The 23,704-nt window shown below is 30.5% G+C and carries 16 protein-coding genes, 1 tRNA gene and 1 pseudogene; 13 read left to right on the top strand and 5 right to left on the bottom strand.

What is annotated here, in order from left to right:
- Position 1 precedes the first annotated feature (1 nt).
- On the top strand, positions 2-1,819 hold the full coding sequence (gene recD / locus ICMP_RS00670) for an exodeoxyribonuclease V subunit alpha (RefSeq protein WP_231844666.1): 1,818 nt from the start codon (positions 2-4) through the stop codon (positions 1,817-1,819).
- A 4-nt stretch (positions 1,820-1,823) separates the two neighbouring features.
- Here recD and argA read toward each other — a convergent pair whose 3' ends face one another.
- Together argA and ICMP_RS00660 are read right to left on the bottom strand one after the other, a co-directional pair.
- Entirely contained in the window at positions 1,824-3,155 is a 1,332-nt protein-coding gene (gene argA, locus ICMP_RS00665) for an amino-acid N-acetyltransferase (protein ID WP_041068802.1), read from the bottom strand.
- Between the two features lie 117 nt (positions 3,156-3,272).
- Positions 3,273-3,349, bottom strand: a tRNA-Met gene (locus tag ICMP_RS00660).
- 837 nt (positions 3,350-4,186) lie between these two features.
- On the opposite strand from ICMP_RS00660, the gene ICMP_RS00655 reads away from it, so the two are divergent.
- The 12 genes and pseudogenes from ICMP_RS00655 to rpoS all read left to right on the top strand — a co-directional run bounded on the left by ICMP_RS00655 (position 4,187) and on the right by rpoS (position 19,317).
- Positions 4,187-5,827: a CTP synthase gene (locus ICMP_RS00655; RefSeq protein WP_041068800.1), complete on the top strand. Its 1,641-nt coding sequence runs from the start codon at positions 4,187-4,189 to the stop codon at positions 5,825-5,827.
- Between the two features lie 47 nt (positions 5,828-5,874).
- Entirely contained in the window at positions 5,875-7,173 is a 1,299-nt protein-coding gene (gene eno / locus ICMP_RS00650) for a phosphopyruvate hydratase (RefSeq protein WP_041068798.1), read from the top strand.
- Between the two features lie 392 nt (positions 7,174-7,565).
- A complete protein-coding gene (gene cysJ / locus ICMP_RS00645; RefSeq protein WP_041068796.1) occupies positions 7,566-9,350 on the top strand; it encodes an NADPH-dependent assimilatory sulfite reductase flavoprotein subunit in 1,785 nt (594 codons plus the stop codon).
- Positions 9,350-11,062 carry an assimilatory sulfite reductase (NADPH) hemoprotein subunit gene (gene cysI, locus ICMP_RS00640; RefSeq protein ID WP_041068793.1) on the top strand — a complete coding sequence of 571 codons (1,713 nt, stop codon included), beginning with the start codon at positions 9,350-9,352 and terminating at the stop codon, positions 11,060-11,062. Before cysJ ends, cysI begins: the two co-directional genes overlap by 1 nt.
- A gap of 16 nt (positions 11,063-11,078) precedes the next feature.
- Entirely contained in the window at positions 11,079-11,810 is a 732-nt protein-coding gene (locus ICMP_RS00635) for a phosphoadenylyl-sulfate reductase (protein ID WP_041068790.1), read from the top strand.
- A gap of 132 nt (positions 11,811-11,942) precedes the next feature.
- Positions 11,943-13,316 carry a siroheme synthase CysG gene (gene cysG / locus ICMP_RS00630; protein ID WP_052456800.1) on the top strand — a complete coding sequence of 458 codons (1,374 nt, stop codon included), beginning with the start codon at positions 11,943-11,945 and terminating at the stop codon, positions 13,314-13,316.
- Positions 13,317-13,360: 44 nt separating this feature from the next.
- Positions 13,361-14,269, top strand: coding sequence for a sulfate adenylyltransferase subunit CysD (cysD, locus tag ICMP_RS00625; RefSeq protein WP_041068787.1), 909 nt, complete (start codon positions 13,361-13,363; stop codon positions 14,267-14,269).
- A 12-nt stretch (positions 14,270-14,281) separates the two neighbouring features.
- Positions 14,282-15,718 (top strand): sulfate adenylyltransferase subunit CysN, encoded by a 1,437-nt coding sequence (gene cysN / locus ICMP_RS00620; RefSeq protein WP_052456799.1) that lies wholly within the window; start codon positions 14,282-14,284, stop codon positions 15,716-15,718.
- Positions 15,715-16,314, top strand: a complete 600-nt coding sequence (gene cysC, locus ICMP_RS00615; RefSeq protein ID WP_041068784.1) for an adenylyl-sulfate kinase — start codon at positions 15,715-15,717, stop codon at positions 16,312-16,314. The genes cysN and cysC overlap by 4 nt, the downstream gene beginning before the upstream one ends.
- A 170-nt stretch (positions 16,315-16,484) precedes the next feature.
- Positions 16,485-16,727 carry a septum formation initiator family protein gene (locus ICMP_RS00610; RefSeq protein ID WP_052456798.1) on the top strand — a complete coding sequence of 81 codons (243 nt, stop codon included), beginning with the start codon at positions 16,485-16,487 and terminating at the stop codon, positions 16,725-16,727.
- A 31-nt stretch (positions 16,728-16,758) separates the two neighbouring features.
- Positions 16,759-16,935, top strand: a complete 177-nt coding sequence (locus tag ICMP_RS03425) for a hypothetical protein (RefSeq protein ID WP_158386955.1) — start codon at positions 16,759-16,761, stop codon at positions 16,933-16,935.
- A 1,370-nt stretch (positions 16,936-18,305) separates the two neighbouring features.
- A pseudogene (gene rpoS, locus ICMP_RS00605) lies at positions 18,306-19,317 on the top strand (RNA polymerase sigma factor RpoS).
- A 71-nt stretch (positions 19,318-19,388) separates the two neighbouring features.
- On the opposite strand, the gene mutS reads toward rpoS, so the two are convergent.
- The 3 genes from mutS to mutH all read right to left on the bottom strand — a co-directional run bounded on the left by mutS (position 19,389) and on the right by mutH (position 23,499).
- Positions 19,389-21,911 carry a DNA mismatch repair protein MutS gene (gene mutS, locus ICMP_RS00600; RefSeq protein WP_173401953.1) on the bottom strand — a complete coding sequence of 841 codons (2,523 nt, stop codon included), beginning with the start codon at positions 21,909-21,911 and terminating at the stop codon, positions 19,389-19,391.
- Between the two features lie 134 nt (positions 21,912-22,045).
- Positions 22,046-22,756 carry a TerC family protein gene (locus ICMP_RS00595; RefSeq protein ID WP_041068781.1) on the bottom strand — a complete coding sequence of 237 codons (711 nt, stop codon included), beginning with the start codon at positions 22,754-22,756 and terminating at the stop codon, positions 22,046-22,048.
- Between the two features lie 56 nt (positions 22,757-22,812).
- A complete protein-coding gene (mutH, locus tag ICMP_RS00590) occupies positions 22,813-23,499 on the bottom strand; it encodes a DNA mismatch repair endonuclease MutH (RefSeq protein ID WP_041068778.1) in 687 nt (228 codons plus the stop codon).
- Positions 23,500-23,704 lie beyond the last annotated feature (205 nt).

Here is a 23,704-nt window from a genome sequence, read left to right as displayed (position 1 = left end):
CATGTTCAATAAGCTTTTAATGCAAGCAGTAGAAGACAAATTACTATCTTTTTTTGATGTTAATTTTGCACGATTATTAGCTAATGAACAACATCCATTTTTACTATTATTATCAGCATATGTCAGTGCTAAAAGCAGGGAAGGTCACACTTGTTTACCTTTAGAATTTTTTTCTAAAGGACAATTATTTAGTACTTCTCATTCAGATTTATCTAAAAAATTATGGCAAATAACAGGAGTACCAAGTAATTTAATGAAGTATCTAAATAGTTGGAATGCCATTAGCAATGGACAAGATGCTACACCATTAGTGCTAAGTCAAAATTGTATTTACTTACATAGGTTTTGGAAAAATGAATGTATTATCGCAAATTTTTTTAATAATAACTATGATATAAATACTTTCGACACCAAAACTATAAGATTAGTACTAGATAATTTATTTAATAATCATACTTATCAAAAAATTGCAGCTGCTACAGCAATAACTAAGAAAATATCAATAATTTCTGGGGGTCCAGGTACTGGCAAAACTACTACAGTAATCAAATTACTTATCGCAATTATTCGCCTTAACATCAATACTATAAGAATTAAACTAGCTGCTCCTACTGGTAAAGCAGCTTCTCGCTTAACTGATAGCTTAACTCATCTATTAAATAAATTGTCTATTTCTCCAGAAGAACAATGTAAATTACCACATGAAGCAACTACATTACACCGTTTACTAGGTGCACAGTATGAAAGTAAAGGTATGATTTATAATATAAGTAATAAATTACCTCTAGACATTTTAGTGTTAGATGAAGTTTCTATGATAGATTTGTCGATGATGTCTAATTTAGTTGCTGCTCTTCCAGAGCATGCTCAGGTGATATTTATTGGAGATCGCAATCAGTTACCTTCTATAGAGACAGGTAGTATAATGAACGATTTGTGTATGCGTAGTAAAAATTACTTTAGCCCTTTACGTGCTTGGCAGTTAACGCAATTAACAGGATGTAAAATTAGAAGTTATGCTACTAAAACTGCAAAAATTATAGATGATAATATTTGTTTATTATCTGTTAATTACAGATTCGATAGTCAATCAGGTATTAACCGTTTAGCACAAGCAGTAAAAATGGGTAATATAAAACGTGTAGCACATATTTTTAATATGTGTTTTGAAGATGTTAATAAAAAGACCATAACGGATTTTGTAGACTATCAATCAATGTTGGGAGATATTTTAGAAAATTATATAGAATTCCTCACATTAATCAATAAACAAGAAAATCCATTAAAGATTATTTCTGCATTTATCCGTCACCAGGTAATTTGTCCATTACGCGATGGACCTTTTGGAGTACAAGGATTAAATTATTATATTGAACAAACATTAATACAAAGACATTTAATTTCTATGTATTCCAATAATCAGCATTATCTAGGACGTCCAATAATAATTACACGCAATGATAGTTCTTTAGGATTATCCAATGGTGATATTGGTATTATTTTATATTATAAATATCAAGATATGCAGGCATTTTTCATAAAAAAAAACTTAACTATTAAAACAGTTGAACTGAACCGTCTTCCTCTCCATGATACCGCTTGGGCAATTACAGTACATCAATCACAAGGATCGGAATTTGATGCTATATCATTAGTTATGCCTAGAGAATTTATACCTCTATTAACAAGGGAATTAATATATACTGCTATTACTCGTCCTTGTAAGAGATTAATAATTTATACTAATAATGCAGTGTTTGAATCAGCAATAAAAAATAAAACTTATCGTTATAGTAGATTAAGAAATAGAATTAATTAGCAATCTATATTAATTCCGCTATTAATACTTTAGAGCGTCTTTGGTAGTTATACATCTTCTTTTTACTTTCTGGTAATGATTCTATATCGACTGGTTTAAATCCACGCTCTTGGAACCAATGAATGCTATGCGTAGTGAGTACAAATATCTTTTTCAGGCCTATTTGGCGAGCCTGAACTATAATACGTTCCAATAAAATATCACCCCTTTCTGAACTACGATATTCAGGATGTACTGCTACACACGCTAATTCTCCAATTTTTTCCTTATGAAAAGGATAGAGAGCAGCACAACCAATTATTAAATTATCCCGTACAATGATGAGAAATTGCTCAATTTCTCTCTCTAACTGTTTTCTTGATCTTCTTACTAAAATTCCTTGTTCTTCCAATGGTCGAATAAGCTGTAATATCCCACCGATATCATCTATAGTAGCTCGGCAAATTTGTTCAGATGATTGCATAACTATTTGTGTACCAATACCTTCACGCGAAAATATTTCTTGTAAAAGTGCTCCATTTTCTTTATAGCTTATTATGTGACTACGTTTTACACCACTGCGACATGCTTGAACTGCTCCACGTAAAAAAAGTTTTACACAGAGACACTCGTTGATATTTTGTATATTATTAATATAATGCTCTACTTCATTAGGAAACAGCTCAGAGATAATCTCATTATTGCTCTTAACTACTCCTTGATAAGGGCCAAAACCAATTAATTTTTCTGCTTGCAATTTGATGGCAATTTGAGTAGCTACTTCTTCAGAAGTTAGATTAAAACTTTCTCCTATTATAGAGCCTGCCAGAGGACCAATTAAGACAATAGCATGATTATCAAGATGAGAATAAATCGATTCTTCATCAATCCTGCGAATACGCCCACTATGACAGTAATCAATACCTTCTTCAATACCTAATGGTTGAGCAGTAATAAAATTGCCACTTACAACATTAATACAATTTCTCGTTCTCTGCCATGTAGTACTATTCAGACTCATGGATAAACGTGCTGTAATATCTAACTGTAAACTACCAGTGACTTGCTTGATTATTTCTAATGTTTTAAAGTCTGTTATACGTGTACACTTATGATAGATAGAATGAATTTTATTTTCTTTGAGTTTATTATTGATCTGTGGTCGTGCACCATATACTATCACAATACGGATACCTAAACTACTTAATAACCCAATATCATGTATGATACTAGAAAAATTTTCATGTTCTATTGATTCACCATTAAGCATTATGATAAAAACTTTACCATGGTGAATATTAATATATGGAATAGTATGACGCAATCCTTGAACAAGTTCTGTAGTGCGGGTTTTCACAAGAAAAACCTCAATAAATTGATTTTTATTATGGTTATTTATGGCGTGGAGCACATCTTAATAAAAGACTATAATTATATTAAAATGTCATTGGTAATATGCGAGCTATAATAGTAGTGGTGGCGGGGGCCGGATTTGAACCGACGACCTTCGGGTTATGAGCCCGACGAGCTACCAGGCTGCTCCACCCCGCAAACTATTGATAAAAACTAATATACTCTCAGTGGTATATAAATGCAAGTATTTTTTTAAGCTAATTATGAATAGATATAACTATCTAAGTGTATGATATTAATAGTATCAAATTATATTAATAAATATTTATGTAGATATGATCTACTTTAGTAAATCATATATAATAACTGTAACGCAAAATAAATTACTTAAATTTTTGTGATTTCAATAAGCACATCATTTATTGCTCTTCATTAGAGAAGTGTATTAGCTAGCTGGTTTAACCGCAAAATTTTTAATAAATGTTTTATAGTCCCTAAATAATATTAACAACAGTAGAATATTTTAGATATTTAGTCATTAAATTAGCAGAATGTATGGTTTCTTTTGCGGAGATAATAAGAACTTATAGCAATAAAAGAAAATTAGTACGAGTATCTATGTACCAATAGCTAATTGCTTAGTAATAGCACGATTGAAAGAGCAATTATAAGATTATATTTTGCTATTTACAATAGGATTGATTAGCAATCATATTGCTAATTTATTACATTAAAGTAGAATTGATCGTGAAAAATATATAGCAAAATTAATTAATAAAAAAAAGAAATATTCTTGCCAGATTGTAACATCATGTATAATACTAATTTACATATTTTATACTATTGATAACAATGTAAGTCGCTATTGTATATTTGTATTGAAATTTGATATAATTACAATGGTTAATTGTCTATTAGCCATATGTTAAATTAGATACTTGATTTGAAAATCTTGTATATAAGTATAACCTCTTAGGTTATAATATAAAGATATATATTATAATTTATAGAGTTTTTAATTCAGACAAATTTACAATGCAAACAAATTATATTTTTGTAACAGGCGGAGTAGCATCTTCGTTGGGTAAGGGAATTACTACAGCTTCCCTTGCCGCGATATTAGAAGCACGAAATCTCAAAGTCACAATAATGAAATTAGATCCTTATATAAATATTGATCCGGGAACTATAAGTCCTATGCAGCACGGTGAAGTTTTTGTAACGGAAGATGGCGCAGAAACAGATTTAGATTTAGGTCACTATGAACGTTTTATTCGTACTAAAATGTCCAAATATAATAATCTAACTTCTGGACAGATATATTCTGAAGTATTGCGAAAAGAAAGAAGAGGTGATTATTTAGGAGCAACTGTTCAGGTAATTCCTCATATTACTAATGCAATTAAAGAACGTATAATAAAGTGTGCCAAAGGATATGATATAATACTAGTAGAAATAGGAGGTACAGTAGGCGATATAGAGTCTCTACCATTTTTAGAAGCAATTCGTCAAATGGCTGTGGATTTAAGTCGTAGACATACTATGTATATTCATTTAACTTTAGTACCTTATATAGCCGCAGCAAGAGAATTCAAAACTAAGCCCACTCAACATTCAGTAAAGGAGCTGCTGTCTATCGGTATTCAACCAGATGTATTAATTTGTCGTTCAAATCAAGCAGTATCAATAAATACACGTGCTAAAATAGCATCATTTTGTAACATATTAGACAAAGCAGTTATTTCATTAATTGATGTTAATCCTATATATAATATTCTATTTTTATTAGAATCACAAAATTTAGATAAATATATTTGCCAATATTTTAAATTACAAGTCCCTCTAGCTAATTTAAGTGAATGGAAAAAAATTGTTGATACTGAAGCTAAGCCTATTGATAAAGTTACCATAGGTATGGTAGGTAAATATGTAGAGTTACCAGATGCTTATAAATCTGTTATTGAAGCACTTCAACATGGTGGTTTGAAGAATAGAATTACAGTAAATATTAAGTTTATAGATTCTAGAGAGATTGAAAGGAAGGGTGTGGAACTTTTAAAAAGTTTAGCAGGTATTTTGGTTCCAGGAGGATTTGGAAGTAGTGGGATAGAAGGTACATTGATAAGTACAAAATATGCCAGAGAAAATAAAATACCTTACCTAGGTATTTGTCTTGGTATGCAGATAGCATTAATAGAATATGCTAGAAATGTAGCTGGTATCAAAAACGCTGATTCAACAGAATTTTCACCTGATTGTAAATATCCATTAGTAGTATTGACCAGTAGTCATATCTTAAATGAAGATAAAAAACAATACCATAATGAAACTTATTTAGGTGGGACCATGCGTCTTGGTAGTCAACAGTGTAAATTAATTCCTAATAGTTTAGTAAGAAAAATTTATAATACTGATATTATATTTGAACGACATCGTCATAGATATGAAGTGAATAATTTTCTTTTGAAACCAATAGAAGAAGCTGGCATGCGTATTGTAGGTCGTTCTAATAATAGATTAGTGGAAATCATTGAAATATCAGATCATCCTTGGTTTATTGGGTGTCAATTTCATCCTGAATTTAACTCTACACCACGTTATGGTCATCCATTATTTACTGCTTTTATAAAAGCCGCACATGAATATCAAAAGAATTCTCAGAAAAGTTTCACTTAATATATAACAAGTTATTAATTTTATTAAATTAATTAAAGGTTAATCTCATGTCTAAAATTATAAAAGTAATTGGTAGAGAAATCATTGATTCTCGTGGTAACCCTACTGTTGAAGCTGAAGTGCATTTAGAAGGTGGTTATATTGGTTTAGCTTCTTCGCCTTCCGGTGCTTCAACTGGGTCTCGTGAAGCATTAGAGTTACGAGATAATAATATAGCACGTTTTTTAGGTAAAGGTGTAGTTAAATGTGTCGCTATAATTAATGGCCCAATTAATACAGCCCTTCAAGGAAAAGATGCTGAGGATCAAGTAAATATTGATAAAATCATGATAGATTTAGATGGTACAGAAAATAAAGCTCATTTCGGAGCGAATACTATTCTAGCAGTTTCTTTAGCTGTTGCAAAAGCTGCTGCTGTGGCTAACGGTAAGTATCTATATGAGCATATTGCAGAACTAAATGGTACTCCAAACAAGTTTTCTATGCCATTACCTATGATTAATATTATAAATGGTGGTGCTCATGCTGATAATAATGTAGATATTCAAGAATTTATGATACAACCAGTTAGCGCTATTAACATAAAAGAAGCAATTCGTATGAGTTGTGAAATATTTCATCATTTAGCAAAAGTATTAAAACAAAATAGCATGACTATAGCAGTAGGAGATGAAGGTGGTTATGCTCCTAATTTTGATTCTAATATTCAAGCACTAGAAATTATTTCAGAAGCAGTACAAAGAGCTAATTATGAATTAGGAAAAGATATCACTTTAGCCATAGATTGTGCTGCTTCAGAATTTTATAGAAATGGTAAATATGTTTTAATGAGTGAAGGAGCAAAAGAACTTAATTATCAAGAGTTTACTCATTTTTTGGAAAAATTAACCAAAAAATATCCTATTATTTCTATTGAAGATGGGTTAGATGAATCTGATTGGATAGGTTTTGCTTACCAAACTAAAGTGCTCGGTAATAAAATTCAATTAGTCGGTGATGATTTATTTGTGACTAATACTAAAATTTTAAAAAAAGGTATTGAAAAAGGAATTGCTAATTCTATTTTAATAAAATTAAACCAAATAGGAACTCTTTCAGAAACCTTATCTACTATTAAAATGGCAAAAAATGCTAATTATACAACAATAATTTCCCATCGCTCAGGAGAAACTGAAGATACAACTATTGCTGATCTAGCTGTAGGTACTATGGCAGGCCAAATAAAAACAGGTTCTATGAGTCGCTCAGAACGTTTATCAAAATATAATCAGTTGATCCGAATAGAAGAATTATTAGGGGATAAATCCTGTTTTAATGGAAGACGAGAAGTTAAAGGACAATATTAATATATCTTTTTGATATAACAATATCAATATATTTAGTGTTATATTTAAGATAATCATTAGTATTATGTGAACTTTAGCTTTAATAACAATTATTTTGCTAATGTCACGTAAGTAACTATTTTAATAATATTAATTATTGTTGGGTACAACTTGATAAAAAATAATTTTAATAATGTGGATAAGAAGGTATATAGAACAAAACATAACAAGAATAATTATTTAATAAACCCTCATTGAACACTTGGAATTTGATCTATATAATTTATCTGTTTAATTAGTAATTTTTGTTATTTAATATATCAAAGCTTTATTTAAAGATACGTATGTACATCAGTAATCTAAGCAATTATATTAATAATACTATAGATTGTTAGTAGGTATTGTGTACTACGATGATAAATGAGTTTCCTCAAGATTTTTCAATTCCGTTAAAACTTGATCGATTTGAAAAATTACAAAAAATAATAGCTGATCTTTCTAAAAATGAAATCGCTTGGCTTTCTGGTTACTTCTGGGGATTAGTGAATGAAAATAATTGTATAAAAAATGTAGATTCTACTTTCGTTATCACCATTATTTCCGCATCACAAACCGGTAATGCACGTCTTGTTGCTGAACAATTAAAAGATGATCTATTAGTAGAAAAATTAGATGTTAACTTATTAAATGCTAATGATTATAATTTTAAAAAAATTGATCAGGAAAAAATACTAATTATTATAACTTCTACATATGGAGAGGGAGAACCACCAGAAGAAGCTGTAGTGCTGTATAACTTTTTAATGTCAAAAAAAATAAAACTTAATAAAACAGCTTTTGCTATTTTTGGTTTAGGTGATAAATCTTATGAATTTTTTAACAAGATAGGAAAAGATCTTGATAAAAGATTAGAGCAATTAGGAGCTGAGCGTTTATTAAATCGTGTAGACGCAGATATAGATTATACTGAACAAGCTGTTTGTTGGCGTCAACAAATTACCAGTATTATTTCCCAATATGTGCAAAAAAGAAATTTAGATTCACCGATTCTAATGAATTCTAGATCCTCTCATCAAATACCAGAAAAATGTTATACAAAAGAAAATCCATTTAGTGCAAATATTGCTCTTAATCAAAAAATCACTGGAAGAAAATCTAATAAAGATATACGACATATTGAAATAGATATTCAAGATTCTATGATCAAATATCAACCTGGTGATACAGTTGGTATTTGGTATCAAAATGATTATGAATTAGTAAAAGAATTAACAAATCTAATGTGTTTGCCCACTGAAACAGTTAAACTACAAAATCAAACTTTATCACTAGAAGAAGCACTTCAAAATTATTTGGAACTTACTGTTAATACCCCCCAGATTGTAGAGAAATATGCTGTATTATCCAACAATAAAACCTTATTAAATATAGTGAAGGATAAAATAAAATTACGCAATTATTGCAAAAAAATTCCTCTAATTGAAATGATTCGAGAAGCTCCTGCCAAAATACAAGCCATGGATTTGATAAAATTATTACGTCCTTTAAAACCACGTTTTTATTCTATTTCTTCATCTCAAGATGAAGTAGAAAATGAAATACATATTACTGTTAGTATAATATGCTACAAGATTAATAATAGAATTCGTTCAGGAGGAGCATCCAGATATTTAGCATCTTGTTCTCCAAATAATGACAAAATTCGTATTTTTATAAAAACTAATGATAGTTTTCGCCTTCCTAAAAACTTAGATACACCTATTGTTATGATCTGTTCTGGTACGGGTATTGCCCCTTTTCGGGCTTTTATGCAGCAACGTGATCATGAAGGAGCTAAGGGAAAAAATTGGCTTTTCTTTGGTAATCAAAAATTCACTGAAGATTTTTTATATCAAGTTGAGTGGCAAAGATATGTTAAAAAAGGCTTATTAACCAAAATCGATCTTGCTTGGTCTCAAGACCAAAGAGAAAAAATTTATGTTCAACATAAAATTAGGGAGAAAGGTAAAATATTATGGGATTGGATTCAAGAAAATGCATATATTTATGTATGTGGGAATGCTAATTATATGGCAAAAGATGTTGAAAAAGCATTGTTGGATGTAATATCAAAATACGGTAATATGGATTTAGAGGAAGCCAACAATTTTTTAAACCAATTGCGCTCTGAGCGCCGTTATCAGCGAGATGTTTATTAATGAGTACTCGACATATCGGACCATTAGTTATTGATGGCAAATTTTCTGATACAGAACGCTTAAAAAAAAGCAGTAATTATCTGCGTGGCACTATAGTTGAAGATCTACAAGATGCATTAACTGGTGGTTTTAATGGCGATAATATTATGCTGATTCGATTTCACGGAATGTATCAACAAGATGATCGTGATATTAGAGCTGAAAGAATATTGCAAAAACTAGAGCCACGTTATGCTATGATGCTACGTTGTCGTTTACCTGGTGGTATTATAAGTACTCAACAATGGTTAGCTATAGATAAATTTGCTACTGACAGAACAATTTATGGCAGTATTCGACTAACTAATCGTCAAACTTTTCAGTTTCATGGTATATTAAAGAAAGATTTAAAAAGAGCGCATCAAATGTTATACTCAATTGGCTTAGATGCATTAGCTACTGCTAATGATGTTAACCGCAATGTTATGTGTTCTTCTAATCCGGTAGAATCAGTATTACATCAAGAAGCTTATATATGGGCAAAAAGAATTTCTGAACATCTTTTACCACATACACATGCTTACGTAGAGATTTGGTTAGATCAACAAAAAAAATCAACAGCTGATTGTGAACCTATTTTAGGTGAAACATATTTACCGAGAAAATTTAAAACTACTGTAGTAGTACCTCCTCATAATGAAGTGGATTTGCATGCTAATGACCTTAATTTTATTGCAGTAGTAGAAAAGAATAAGATATTAGGTTTTAACCTTTTGGTAGGTGGTGGATTATCTATGGAATATGGTAAGAAAGAAACATATCCATGTACTGCAAAAGAGATAGGTTATCTGCCTTTAGAAAAAACATTAGAAGTAGCAACTGCTGTAGTTACTATACAACGTGATTGGGGGAATCGTGTTAATAGGAGTAATGCTAAAACTAAATATACGTTAGAACGTGTTGGCCTTGATATTTTTAAAAAGGAATTACAAAAAAGAGCTCAATTAATTTTTGAGCCAATTCGTCCTTATGAGTTTATTACACGTGGAGATAGATTTGGATGGATTAAAGGGATAGATAATAAATGGCATTTAACTCTTTTCATTGAAAATGGAAGATTAATTGATTATCCTGGACGTTGTTTAAAAACAGGAATTTCCAATATTGCTAAAATTCATCAAGGTAATTTTCGCTTAACAGCAAATCAGAATTTAATAGTAGCAGGTGTATCAGAAGGAGAAAAAAATAACATTGAACAAATTGCAAGACAATATGGCCTCATAGAAGGAGTCAGTAAACAACGTGAAAATTCGATGGCTTGTGTATCCTTTCCTACTTGTCCATTAGCAATGGCAGAAGCAGAACGTTTTCTTCCATTATTAGTTACTAAGGTAGAAAAAATTTTGGATCATTATGGTTTAGCAGATGAGTATATAGTATTACGTGTAAGTGGTTGCCCTAATGGTTGTGCTAGAGCTATGCTAGCGGAAATAGGACTAATAGGTAAGACAAAAGGACATTATAATTTATATATTGGTGGTAATAGAATTGGAACCCGTATTCCTCGTATATATCGAGAAAATATAACAGAAAATCAAATTATTAATATAATAGATGAGCTAATTGGTTATTGGGCAAAAAATCGCATTAATACAGAATCTTTTGGTGATTTTGTTATACGTAGTGGTATCATTATACCAGTAATAGATCCAGCTAAAGATTTTTGGACCTAAAAAGTAGGAAAACTTAATGAAAGTACCTGTAATAAAAAATATCCCTCAAGATGAACGCATTAGTTTACTAAATGAAATAAATATTAAATTAGCCAGCTTTTCGGCAGAGAAGCGTGTTAGCTGGGCTTTAGAACATATGCCTATCAATTTTATGCTATCTTCGAGCTTTGGCATTCAAGCGGCTGTATCTTTGCATTTATTAACTTGCCAAGCTCCCGACATTCCCATTGTTACAATTGATACGGGTTATTTATTTCCTGAAACTTATCATTTTATTGATGAACTAACAAAAAACATGCGACTCAACCTAATGGTATTTCGTTCAAATATATCACCTGCTTGGCAAGAAGCACGTTATGGTAAACTCTGGGAACAAGGTATTGAAGGTATTGATAAATATAATAAACTTAATAAAGTGGAACCTATAAATACCGCTTTAAAAACATTAAATATTCAAACGTGGTTTGCAGGACTTAGGCGTGTTCAGTCTCATAGTAGGGCGAATTTACCCATTGTGCAAATTCAGAATAATGTTTTTAAATTTTTTCCAATAATTGATTGGAATGATGATCAGGTCGCTAATTATATCAACAAACATAAGTTACAATATCATCCATTGTGGCGAAAAGGATACGTTTCTGTAGGAGATATTCATACTACCAAAATATTAACTCCAGATATATCAGAAGAAGAAACAAGATTTTTTGGTTTAAAGCGTGAGTGTGGTCTACACGAAAATACTAAATAAATTATTTAAAATGAGGAATTTTATTAATACATTATTCGATTAGGTAACTACTCATTACAATTAGTAATTTCATTTATAATAAACAACCAACATATATTTATTTAAAATAGTATTTAATCTATTAAGGTTAACGTGCACTATCTTCCTATCTTTACAGATCTTAATGGTCGATCAGTTTTAGTTGTTGGTGGTGGAAATATCGCAGCAAGAAAAATTAGACTGTTAAACAGTTCTGGAGCAAATGTAAAGATTGTTGCTCATAAACTGTGTAAAGAATTACAAATTTTACAAAAAAAAGATAAAATAAAATGGATTGCAAATGATTTTCATGTATCACAGTTAAAAAAAGTTTTTTTAGTGGTAGCGGCAACTAATGATAATAAGTTAAATAAGCAGGTTTTTACAGCAGCCACTTATTATCATAAGTTAGTAAATGTCGTTGATAACCCCGTCTTTTGTAGTTTTATATTTCCTTCTATTATTAACCGTTCTCCAATAATTATTGGAATTTCCTCCAGTGGTACTGCTCCTGTATTATCTCGATTACTACGAGAAAAAATAGAAGCTTTATTGCCTACTAACATAGGTAAAATAGCTAAACTAGCCGGTCAGTGGCGTGATAAAGTAAAACAAAAACTTAAATTTTCCGAACGTCGTTATTTTTGGGAACGTTTGTTTACGGGATTATTTCCTAGTTACGTAACAATGGGAAATATTAGAAAAGCTCAGGAAGTCCTTGTTCATGAATTAAATAATCATCATTCTAACAAAGGAGAAATCATTTTAGTAGGAGCTGGTCCAGGAGATAGTGGCTTGCTTACATTACGTGCTCTACAGGTGATGCAATTAGCTGATGTAGTGCTTTATGATTATCTTGTAAGTAAAGAAGTATTAGAAATGGTGAGACGAGATGCTGAATTTATTTGTGTAGGTAAACGAGCGGGATATCATTCTATTTCTCAAGAAAAAACTAACGATTTACTGATAAAACTAGCTAAACAAGGTAAAAGAGTAGTTCGCCTTAAAGGAGGTGATCCATTTATTTTTGGACGAGGAGCTGAAGAGCTACAAGCTGCATATCAAGCAGGTATTCCATTTCAGGTAGTACCGGGCATTACAGCTGCTATTGGGGCTAGTATATATGCAGGCATCCCATTAACTCATCGGGATTATGCACAGAAAGTAATATTTATTACTGCTCAGGGTAAAACAAATAAAAATAATATTGACTGGCTTTCATTGGCATGTGAACGTCAAACTTTAGCTATTTATATGAGTGCAATGAAAGCAGCAGAAATTAGTGCTGAATTAATAAAGCATGGGCGTTCACCACAAACACCAGTAGCTGTTATTAGTAGTGGTACAAATAAAAATCAACAAGTATTGATTGGTCAGTTAAAGTATCTTGAAAAACTTTCAACCAACACTCTTAGTCCAACTCTATTAGTAATAGGTGAAGTTGTTGATCTCCATAAACAATTAACTTGGTTTCACAATGCAAATTAGCATAAATAGCATTATTTATTCTTAAAAAAGTTTAAGGAACGCTTATGGATGCAAGAAAGTTGACTCATCTGCGTCAATTAGAAGCGGAGAGCATCTATATTTTTCGTGAAGTAGTTTCTGATTTTAATAATCCGGTGATGATGTATTCTATCGGAAAAGATTCTTCTGTAATGTTACATTTAGCAAATAAAGCTTTTTATCCTAATAAATTACCTTTTCCATTATTACATATTGATACGGGTTGGAAATTTCAGGATATGTATAAATTCCGTGATTATATAGCGAAAAAATTTCAATTAGAAATGAAAGTGTATTCTAATCCTGAAGGTATTTCCATGAAAATAAATCCATTTATTCATGGCAGCACTAAATATACTGATATTATGAAAACGGAAGGATTAAAACAAGCATTAAACAAATACAGATTTGATGCTGCCCTTGGTGGAGCACGTAGAGATGAAGAAAAATCTAGAGCTAAGGAAAGAATTTATTCATTTAGAGATAAATTTCATTGTTGGGATCCTAGAAATCAACGACCAGAATTATGGAATAACTATAATGGTCAAATTAATAGCAATGAAAGTATGCGAGTATTTCCGTTATCTAATTGGACTGAACTCGATATTTGGCAGTATATCTTTCTAGAAAGCATTCCAATCGTTCCTCTTTATTTTGCAGATATTCGTCCTATTTTAGAAAGAAATGGTATGCTGATCATGGTAGATGATGATCGTCTTTGCTTAGAGGCTGGAGAAGTGGTTAAACAAAGAATGGTGCGTTTTCGTACCTTAGGATGTTGGCCTTTAACAGGAGCAATAGAGTCTAATGCAAAAAATATAAAAGAAATTATTGAAGAAATGTTAGTTTCAAATACCAGTGAACGCCATGCACGTATTATTGATCATGACCATTCAAACTCTATGGAATTAAAGAAACGCCAGGGCTATTTCTAAGGATATATTAATATGAAAGCTTCCATTACTTCAAAAAAATTATTTCAAGAGAGAGATTTAGAATCTTGGTTATCTTCTCAGCAAAAAAATAGTTTATTACGTTTTATGACATGTGGCAGTGTAGATGATGGGAAAAGTACATTGATTGGTCGTTTATTACATGATACCAATCAAATTCATATAGATCAATTTTTGACATTACAAAATGATAGTAAAAAGCAAGGTATTTATGGTGAGAAAGTTGATTGGTCTCTATTAGTAGATGGGTTACAAGCAGAACGTGAACAAGGAATTACTATCGATGTTGCTTATCGTTATTTTTCTACTGAAAAACGTAAGTTTATTATTGCAGATACCCCAGGTCATGAACAATATACACGTAATATGGCTACTGGAGCTTCGACGTGTGATTTAGCAATTTTACTTATTGATGCATGTAAAGGTATGTTAAATCAAACAATTAGGCATACTTTCATTTCTACTTTATTAGGTATTAATCATTTTATAGTAGCAATTAACAAAATGGATCTTGTAAATTATGACCCATCAATATTTGAAAAAATAAAAAAAGAATATTTAAATTTCACTAAAGAACTGCCAGAAGATTTAGATATACATTTCATTCCAATTTCAGCCTCAGAGGGAGATAATGTCGTTAAACGCACATCAGCTATGCAATGGTATGATGGTCCAACATTGCTAAATATATTGGAAACTATTGTAATCAAAAAAGACACTGATTATTCACCGATGTGTTTTCCTGTACAATATGTTAATCGCAATAATGTTTGTTTTCGCGGTTATGCTGGTACATTAGCTGCTGGTACGTTAAAAGTAGGTCAGCGTATTAGAGTATTGCCTACAAATATAGAAACTCATGTGACCAGTATCATTACCTTTGATGGCAATTTACAAACAGCAGTTACCGGTGAAGCTATTACATTAGAGCTACATGATGATATAGACATTACTAGAGGCAATTTTTTAGTAGATTTGAGGTCTACACTAAAGCCCATACAACATGCCAAAATTGATGTTGTCTGGATGACAAATAAGCCATTAAAAATTGGTGAGATGTATGATGCTAAAATCATGACGAAAAAAGTGCGTGTATATATAGAAAAAATACATTATCAATTTGATATTAATACGTTACAAAAGATTCCTAATGATAGTCTATCTCTTAACAGCATTGGATTAGTCGAAGTATTCTTTACTGAACCAGTTATAGTGGATAAATATAAACACAATAGAACCATCGGAAACATGATTTTTATTGACAAATTAACTAATATGACAATAGGTGCTGGTATGATTAATGAAACGACACCAATAGTAAACAATATTAGAAACTATAGTTCTTTTGAAAAAGAACTGAATATTTTAATTAGTCGTTATTTTCCCGAATGGATAAATATTAATCGATCCAACACAAATGGTACAAAATGATTAATCACAATGTAACATGGCATAAATATTCTATAAATAGAAATGATAGAGAAATACAACATAAACATCCTGCTGTAGCATTATGGTTTACAGGACTGTCTGGATCTGGTAAATCTACTATTGCTGATTATTTAGAGAATTATTTATATCATATGGGTATAAATACTTATCTTTTAGATGGAGATAATTTGCGTCATGGACTTTGCTGTGATTTAGGATTTAGTGATGTTCATCGAAAAGAAAATATACGTCGTGTAGGAGAAGTAGTGAAACTAATGATAGATGCAGGATTAATAGTATTAACAGCTTTTATTGCTCCCTATCGAGCAGAAAGACAAATGGTAAAGCGGCTATTAGGAGAAGAAAAATTTATTGAAATTTTTGTAGACACACCGTTGGAAATATGTGAAGGAAGAGATCCTAAGGGTCTTTATGAAAAAGCACGTAGAAGAAAATTAAACTATTTCCCAGGAGTTAATGCTACTTATGAAGTACCTCAAAATCCTGACATTCATCTTGATGGTACACAATCCGTTGTAACTTTAACTAACCAAATATTAGCTCTATTACGTAATCGTAAAATAATTATCTCTTAAAATAAGAATGGTATTCTCTTCTGGGAAATGGTTAACCTGTAGAAAAAATTTAAAAATTTTCTTTTTTGGAATAATAAATATATTCTGAATTTATTGTATTTTATAATAAATTTAATTTTCAAAAAATATAAACATCAGTGAACAAATTCAAATTAAATTTAATACTCTTAATGATATTCATATGGCTTCAACATTCATTGTGGTTAGGCGACAATGGTATTAAGGAAAGCCTACATGTAAGTAAAGAAATTAGCCGCCAAGAAGAAAAAAATGATAAAATCAAAAATGATATTGATCAATTACAAGCTGAAGTAGATGCTATCAACAATAGTTCTGAAATTATTGAAGAGATAGCTCGTAGTAAATTTAATATGATTAAACCTTGTGAAGTATTCTACCGTTTTGTCTCATAAGCATAAAATATGCTTTCAATAAATTTAGTAAATGTTTAATCAATCGATTATGAGTAGAAAAATTCATGAGATTTATGTAATTGCTATTGTTCCAGCAGTAATCTGCAGAAGAATGCAATTAATTAGTATCATTAATATATTGATTAATCATCTATTTAAGGCAGTTATTGTAGTCATTAATTATCAAGGTAAAATTTTGGCAAATTAGCAATAGCATAAACGAGATCATATACGAGACCATGCGATTTTATAAGTATTACAGTTCGTTCACACGTGCATTCTCCAGATTTAAAAATCTTACTGAATATACGTAAATATAGTAAAATCCATGGATTTTTGGGCACTCCAGTCAGTACATAACCATATAAAAAACTGACATAAATAGTTTTATCTTATACAATAGTAAATATCTGTCGCTAACGCCTAAATTTTTTAATTTGCTTATTTTGAGTTGCTACATGCCTTGTATGAAGGAGCATTAATTGATAAAGCTGAAGCTTGAGAATCAGATATTCCTAGTAATTAGTGATAGGACGTAGAGATATAAAAATGCCTAAACTTCTAGCGAAAAATATTTATCCTTAATAAGGAAAATATGAAATGATAATTTCACAACATTTTGATGTTCATGCTTTTTGAGGTACAGCATATTTTTTAGTGATTGGTAGAATGATAATTCTATACGTGATTTAATTGCTAATTGTGATTGTAGTGTCATCATGCATTTGTATGTGCAAGTGCGGTGATATTTGAAAATATTAGATATATAATCCTACACAAGATATTAACCATAGCAAAACTAATTGATATTTGAAAGGTTATTCAACTAATCCGGTTACTCCCTCCGTTGGTAACATAGATATATAGTACAAGAACCTTTGTTTTCATCTTTTAGATCGTTGTCAATCTAACGTAAAATAAATTTTTTTAAAACATAAATAGTAGTTGTTATTTATTAATTAACTGCTAAAGCTTTTAGCTAAGTAACATATAAATATGCATAATATGTCAAATTAGCTTCTCATCTATCCTCATATTATTTCTAATAAAATAGTTCAATTTTTACTATATAAAAAGTATTTTTCTCCTATCATATAACACGATTCAATAAAATTAATGACAATTATTTATATTATAGCTATAATATCAATTACTTTACAACAGTAAGATATTTTATATTAATAAAAAGCTTATTTCAGTAAATAATAAATTGATACTGTTTATAGTTTATTAATATAATACGTTTATATGTGGCTCATAGCTATATGAATATATACACTGTAGTGTGGTCAATTTTTTATTGATAAAGAATAATAAATAACTTATTTGATAATACAATTAACTCATAACATGAAAGTTATTAATAATTCCGAACATCTACTCAGTATTGAGTAATAGCTTACTTAATACAGTCATTATGATCTTTAAATTTTGTACTAAATATAGTAAATAAGTAAAGCATCACCGCTACTGGCTCAGTTATATTATATGAAAATAGTTATCATGGGGGGGGATATGCACGCAACGATAAGCTGGTAGAACCCTATTTTCTGTTTAGTGGGATCAGAGGAGCAGCTTATGAGTCATAATATTCTTAAAATGAATAATTTTTCAGATTATAATGTTTTTGACAGAAATGTAGTTGAGGTAATTGATGACACTACACTATGTAAATAACTCACGGAGTGACAACGAATGTTGTGATCTTGATGATCATATAGAAGAGATTTTATCCTCTCAAAATATGAATAAACGAGTTTTAGATACTACTCAGCTTTATCTTGGAGAAATTGGTTCTTCACCACTATTAACTGCAGAAGAAGAAGTGGTTTTTGCTCGTCGTGCTTTAAACGGTGATATTATTTCTCGTCGTCGTATGATAGAAAGCAACTTAAGGCTGGTTGTTAACATTGCTCGTCGTTATAGTAATCGTGGTTTAGCTTTATTAGATCTTATTGAAGAAGGCAACTTAGGGTTGATTCGAGCAGTTGAAAAGTTTGATCCAGAACGTGGTTTTCGTTTTTCAACTTATGCAACATGGTGGATTCGTCAAACTATTGAACGTGCTATTATGAACCAAACTAGAACAATTCGTCTGCCTATTCATAGAGTAAAAGAATTAAATATTTATTTAAGTGTTGCACGTAAATTATCTCATAAATTAGATCATGCAGCAAGCCCAGAAGAAATATCTGAAGAATTAGATAAACCACCTAAAACTATTAGCGATCTGCTACGTCTTAATGAAAGCATGACTTCTATAGATATACCTTTAGGTAACGAATCAGAAAAACGATTACTAGATATTTTAGCAGACGAAAACGATTCTGGTCCAGAAAATACTATATTGAATGAGGATATTCAACAAAATATTGTCAAATGGTTATTACAGTTAAATCCTAAGCAACGAGAAGTACTAGCTCGTCGGTTCGGTCTTTTAGGTTATGAAGCAGCTACATTAGAAGATGTAGGTCATGAAATCGGTTTGACTCGTGAAAGGGTCCGTCAAATTCAGGTTGAAGGATTACATCAATTACGTGAAATCTTAGAAGAAGAAAAATTAAATATTGATGCTTTATTCCTGGAATAGGAATAATCTTCATTAATAAATAATAGGCCCATAAGTACGCTTATGGGCTATTAAAAACGATAAGTAGAAATTTATATTAATGATTTTAAATCATAAATCAACTTTAATGCTTGATAAGGAGAGATCAAATCAGGATTTATGTCTGAGAGTTTCTGTATTATTGAATTTTTATTAGTTAATTGATTATTTGCTATACACTTATTGTGATAGGTATCTTTAGTTATATCGGATGCATACTCTAATTGTCTCAGCTTTTCTGAAGCATTCTTAATAATTTCCTTAGGTATTCCAGCTAAAGCTGCAACTGCTAATCCATAACTCTTATTGCTAGCTCCTTCTTGTATCTTATGCATAAATATAATATTATTTTCATATTCTATTACATTAAAATGAATATTAAAGACTCCTTCTATGGTCTTTGTTAATTTAGTTAATTCAAAATAATGAGTTGAAAATAGAGTCATTGCTTTAATACTTTTTGCTAATTTTTCTACACAAGACCAAGCTAGCGATAAACCATCATAAGTTGAAGTGCCGCGACCAATTTCATCAATTAATACTAAACTATTTGCCGTAGCGTTGTGCATAATATTAGCTGTCTCTATCATTTCTATCATAAATGTAGAACGTCCTAAAGCTAAATCATCAGCAGCACCAATACGTGTAAATATTCTATCTAAAGGACCAATATTCATCTTTTCCGCTGGAACATAGCTACCAACACAAGCTAGTAATACAATCAAAGCTGCTTGTCTCATATATGTGCTTTTACCTCCCATATTAGGACCAGTGATAATAATCATGCGTCTGTTTGGAGAAAGCTCTAGGGAATTGGCAATGAATGGTTCTTTGATTACCTGTTCAACAACTGGATGTCTACCATTTATAATTTTAATACATGGATCTTCTTTTAAGATAGGACGACAATAATTCAAAGTATATGCACGTTCAGCCAAATTACTTAATACATCAATCTCTGATAATGATGCTGAGCAAGATTGAAGCGATTTTAAATAAGGTATGATAAATTCTAATATTTCATTATATAGTTTTTTTTCTAATAATAATGATCTAGCTCTGGCTGTCATCATGGAATTTTCATATTTTTTTAATTCAGGAGTAATATAACGTTGAACATTTTTTAGTGTTTGACTACGGATATAATGGATAGGAACTAAATGACTGTGATTACTGTTAATTTGAATATAGTATCCATGTACTCTATTGAAACCAACCTTCAATGAATCTGTTCCTAGTTTTTTACGTTCATTTATTTCCAATAAAGATAAATATTCATTAGTTCCTTCTGATAAAGATCTTAATTTATCTAATTCAGAGCTATATCCTGTAGCAATAACTGCACCATCACGTATTAGAAGTGGAGGTGTTTCAATTATAGCTTTTTCTAAGAGTTTGCTCAGTTCACTGAATTCTCCTAATTGTCTCATAAGTCCTATTATTAAAGGAGATTGTACTTTTACTAAGGCTAGTTTTAATTTAGGCAACTGTCTTAAGGCATTGCGCATACCTGACAAATCTCTTGGACGAGCAGTATATAGTGCTAAACGAGCTAATATCCGTTCTAAATCACCTACTGGTCGTAATAAACTTTTTACTTCTTCTATACTTATTTCTTTCAACTCTAGTACAGCTTCCTGACGTTTCTTAATTTTCAAGTTATTACGTAAGGGCATATTTAGCCATCTTTTTAACATGCGACTTCCCATGGGAGTCACTGTCTTATCTATCACAGATACCAAAGTATTTTCAGAAGTTCCTGAAAAATTTTGTGTTATTTCTAAATTTCTTCTGGTCGCTGCATCTATAATTACAATATCTTTCTGATGCTCTATATGTATCGAATTAATATGAGGTAAAGAAGTTTTTTGTGTATCTTTTACATATTGAATCAAACAACCCGCTGCACGTATAGCAAGATTAGCATCTTCTACTCCGAATCCTTTTAAATCTCGAGTACCAAAATGTAGATTAAGCTGTTGACAAGCAGTATCCAAATCAAATTCCCACACCGGACGTCTGCGTATTACGGGCAGATGTTTAATTAATTTTAATTCTTCAAAATCTTCTGGATATAGCAATTCTGCAGGATTAGTACGTTGAATTTCCGAATCCATAATGTCGATTTTGTTGAACTCACTAATAATAAAATTTCCAGAACCTATATCTAAAGTTGCATAACCATATCCCGAGGAATTCATTATAATGGCAGCAATTAAATTATCTTTTCTTTCTGGTAACAAAGATTCATCAGTAATAGTACCCGGAGTAACAATACGCACAACTTTGCGTTCCACTAAACTACGACATTTTGAAGTCTCTCCAATTTGTTCACAAATTGCAACAGATTCTCCTAATTGCATTAATTTATTTAAATAATTATCAAGAGCATGGTAAGGTATACCAGCCATAGGAATAGGATTGCCTGCTGAATTACCACGTGTAGTAAGAGCAATATCTAATAATTCGGAAACTTTTTTTGCATCTTCATAAAACAATTCATAAAAATCTCCCATGCGATAAAATAACAAAATTTCCGGATAACTAGATTTAATAGATAGATATTGTTGTATCATAGGTGTATGATTGTTTAAATCTATATCACTAGTTTTTTCACGTGTATAATCAATCAATGTTTTTTCCTTGTTAATACATAATAAATACTATTTATATTGTGCAATAATATATTAATTATTCCTTTAAATAAGGATTAATAGATATTATTAGTACGTAACCAATTTAGAATTTCAACTATAATAGAAAATAACATAGCAAAATAGATATAACTTTTAACAATAAATATCCTTTCACTTTCTAAAACTAACATCCAACCTACTAAATTTAAGAAAGTTAAAGCTAATATTTTTATTGATGGATGTTTTTCAATGAACTCTCCTATAATTTTAGCCGCATATAACATAAAAAATACTGAGATAAGAATCGCACATATCATAATATGAAGATTATTAGAAAGACCTACAGCGGTTATGACAGAATCCAGACTAAAAATAATGTCTAAAAACATTATTTGTATAATAACATAAATAAAAGATGGTTGATAATTATCATTTGTAGAAATTGTTCTATCTTTAATAGTTTCATAAATTTCTCGGCTAGATTTCCATACAAGAAAAAAACCTCCGTTAAAAAGAAATAAATCACGTATAGAAAACTCATGATGAAATAAGTGAAATATGGGATGAGTCATACGTCCTATAAAAGTGACACACATAAGAAGCATGACACGCATGATCATTGCCATTATTATACCTAGTAATCGTGCTCTGTTTTGCATATTATAAGGTAATTTAGACACTACTAAAGAGAGGAAGATTATATTATCAATACCAAGAACTATTTCTAAAACAGTAAGTGTTCCAAGTGCGAACCAGACATTATACAGGGCAGTCCAAGTAAACATTTTGACTCTCAAAGTTAATTAAAATTAAACAATTTATGATAGATCTGGTTGAAACATTATAATAAAAAATAACGTGCCAACAAAGAACTGGTAAATTTTTTTTTAAGGTAGAAAGCGCGCGGTGTCGTTAGTATAATTTGACCATTATTGCCAATTGCTTCTGTAAATATCTGCTTGTTAGCGCTTTTAGAACGCAATTGCATATATTCTCCATAACTTGATGTAATATTTTCAATTTCCCCCAGTGCAATCATATCTATTAATTCCTCCCAATCTTGTCGTAATAAATGTTCTTCATGGGCATTAGGGCTCCAAAGTACAGGTGCACCAACACGTCTTATATTAAGCGGAATATTTTGTTTTCCTTCTACTGGAATCCAGAGCACTCTTGTTAATTTGTGGTAGACATAACTATTATTCCAAGTGATTCCAATATTGCCTCTTAGAGAGGCCATACATATAAAAGTACTTTCTAGTGGATATCCTTCACTATTTATAGGAATAGTTTTCAGTTCAATGCCAAGATGAGGAAAATCTTGAATGGCTCTATTATTACCATACGCTCCTAAATTCAATTCTATTAGGATACCAACCCATCCCTTATTATTTTTTAAGTTTATAGGTACCGTAATACCTGCCTTTAAGGCTAACTCTTGAATAGTGCATCCTGCTAACTTCTGAGCTCTTAATAGCAAAGTTTTTTCATCTATTGGCGGATTATGCAAATTAAAAGGTTTACTCATAAATTTAATTTTATATTAAAATTTTAATATAGTATTAATATTTTAACTAATATGACTTTATATTATGAAAATTAAAAAATAAATTATTGAATGCAAGTTTAGGATAAGCTAATTATTAATAATGCTTACCATTTCAATTTTTGAAGAATAATGTATCTATAATTGTTTGAATAGATAGGAGTTTATGATATAAATTGCTCAGAGT

Origin of the sequence: Candidatus Ishikawaella capsulata Mpkobe, from assembly GCF_000828515.1 — a bacterium.
Lineage (GTDB): Bacteria > Pseudomonadota > Gammaproteobacteria > Enterobacterales > Enterobacteriaceae > Ishikawella > Ishikawella capsulata.
The sequence above is the reverse complement of the archived record's forward strand: the minus strand, read 5'-3'. Positions and strand labels throughout refer to the sequence as shown.

Coding starts and splice junctions, on each gene's coding strand:
- cysN (WP_052456799.1), top strand. CDS start 14,282: ATGAAAGCTTCCATTACTTCAAAAAAATTATTTCAAGAGAGAGATTTA.
- ICMP_RS00595 (WP_041068781.1), bottom strand. CDS start 22,756: ATGTTTACTTGGACTGCCCTGTATAATGTCTGGTTCGCACTTGGAACA.
- recD (WP_231844666.1), top strand. CDS start 2: ATGTTCAATAAGCTTTTAATGCAAGCAGTAGAAGACAAATTACTATCT.
- cysD (WP_041068787.1), top strand. CDS start 13,361: ATGGATGCAAGAAAGTTGACTCATCTGCGTCAATTAGAAGCGGAGAGC.
- cysJ (WP_041068796.1), top strand. CDS start 7,566: ATGATAAATGAGTTTCCTCAAGATTTTTCAATTCCGTTAAAACTTGAT.
- ICMP_RS00635 (WP_041068790.1), top strand. CDS start 11,079: ATGAAAGTACCTGTAATAAAAAATATCCCTCAAGATGAACGCATTAGT.
- cysI (WP_041068793.1), top strand. CDS start 9,350: ATGAGTACTCGACATATCGGACCATTAGTTATTGATGGCAAATTTTCT.
- mutS (WP_173401953.1), bottom strand. CDS start 21,911: ATGATACAACAATATCTATCTATTAAATCTAGTTATCCGGAAATTTTG.
- ICMP_RS00655 (WP_041068800.1), top strand. CDS start 4,187: ATGCAAACAAATTATATTTTTGTAACAGGCGGAGTAGCATCTTCGTTG.
- mutH (WP_041068778.1), bottom strand. CDS start 23,499: ATGAGTAAACCTTTTAATTTGCATAATCCGCCAATAGATGAAAAAACT.
- eno (WP_041068798.1), top strand. CDS start 5,875: ATGTCTAAAATTATAAAAGTAATTGGTAGAGAAATCATTGATTCTCGT.
- ICMP_RS00610 (WP_052456798.1), top strand. CDS start 16,485: ATGATATTCATATGGCTTCAACATTCATTGTGGTTAGGCGACAATGGT.
- cysC (WP_041068784.1), top strand. CDS start 15,715: ATGATTAATCACAATGTAACATGGCATAAATATTCTATAAATAGAAAT.
- ICMP_RS03425 (WP_158386955.1), top strand. CDS start 16,759: ATGTTTAATCAATCGATTATGAGTAGAAAAATTCATGAGATTTATGTA.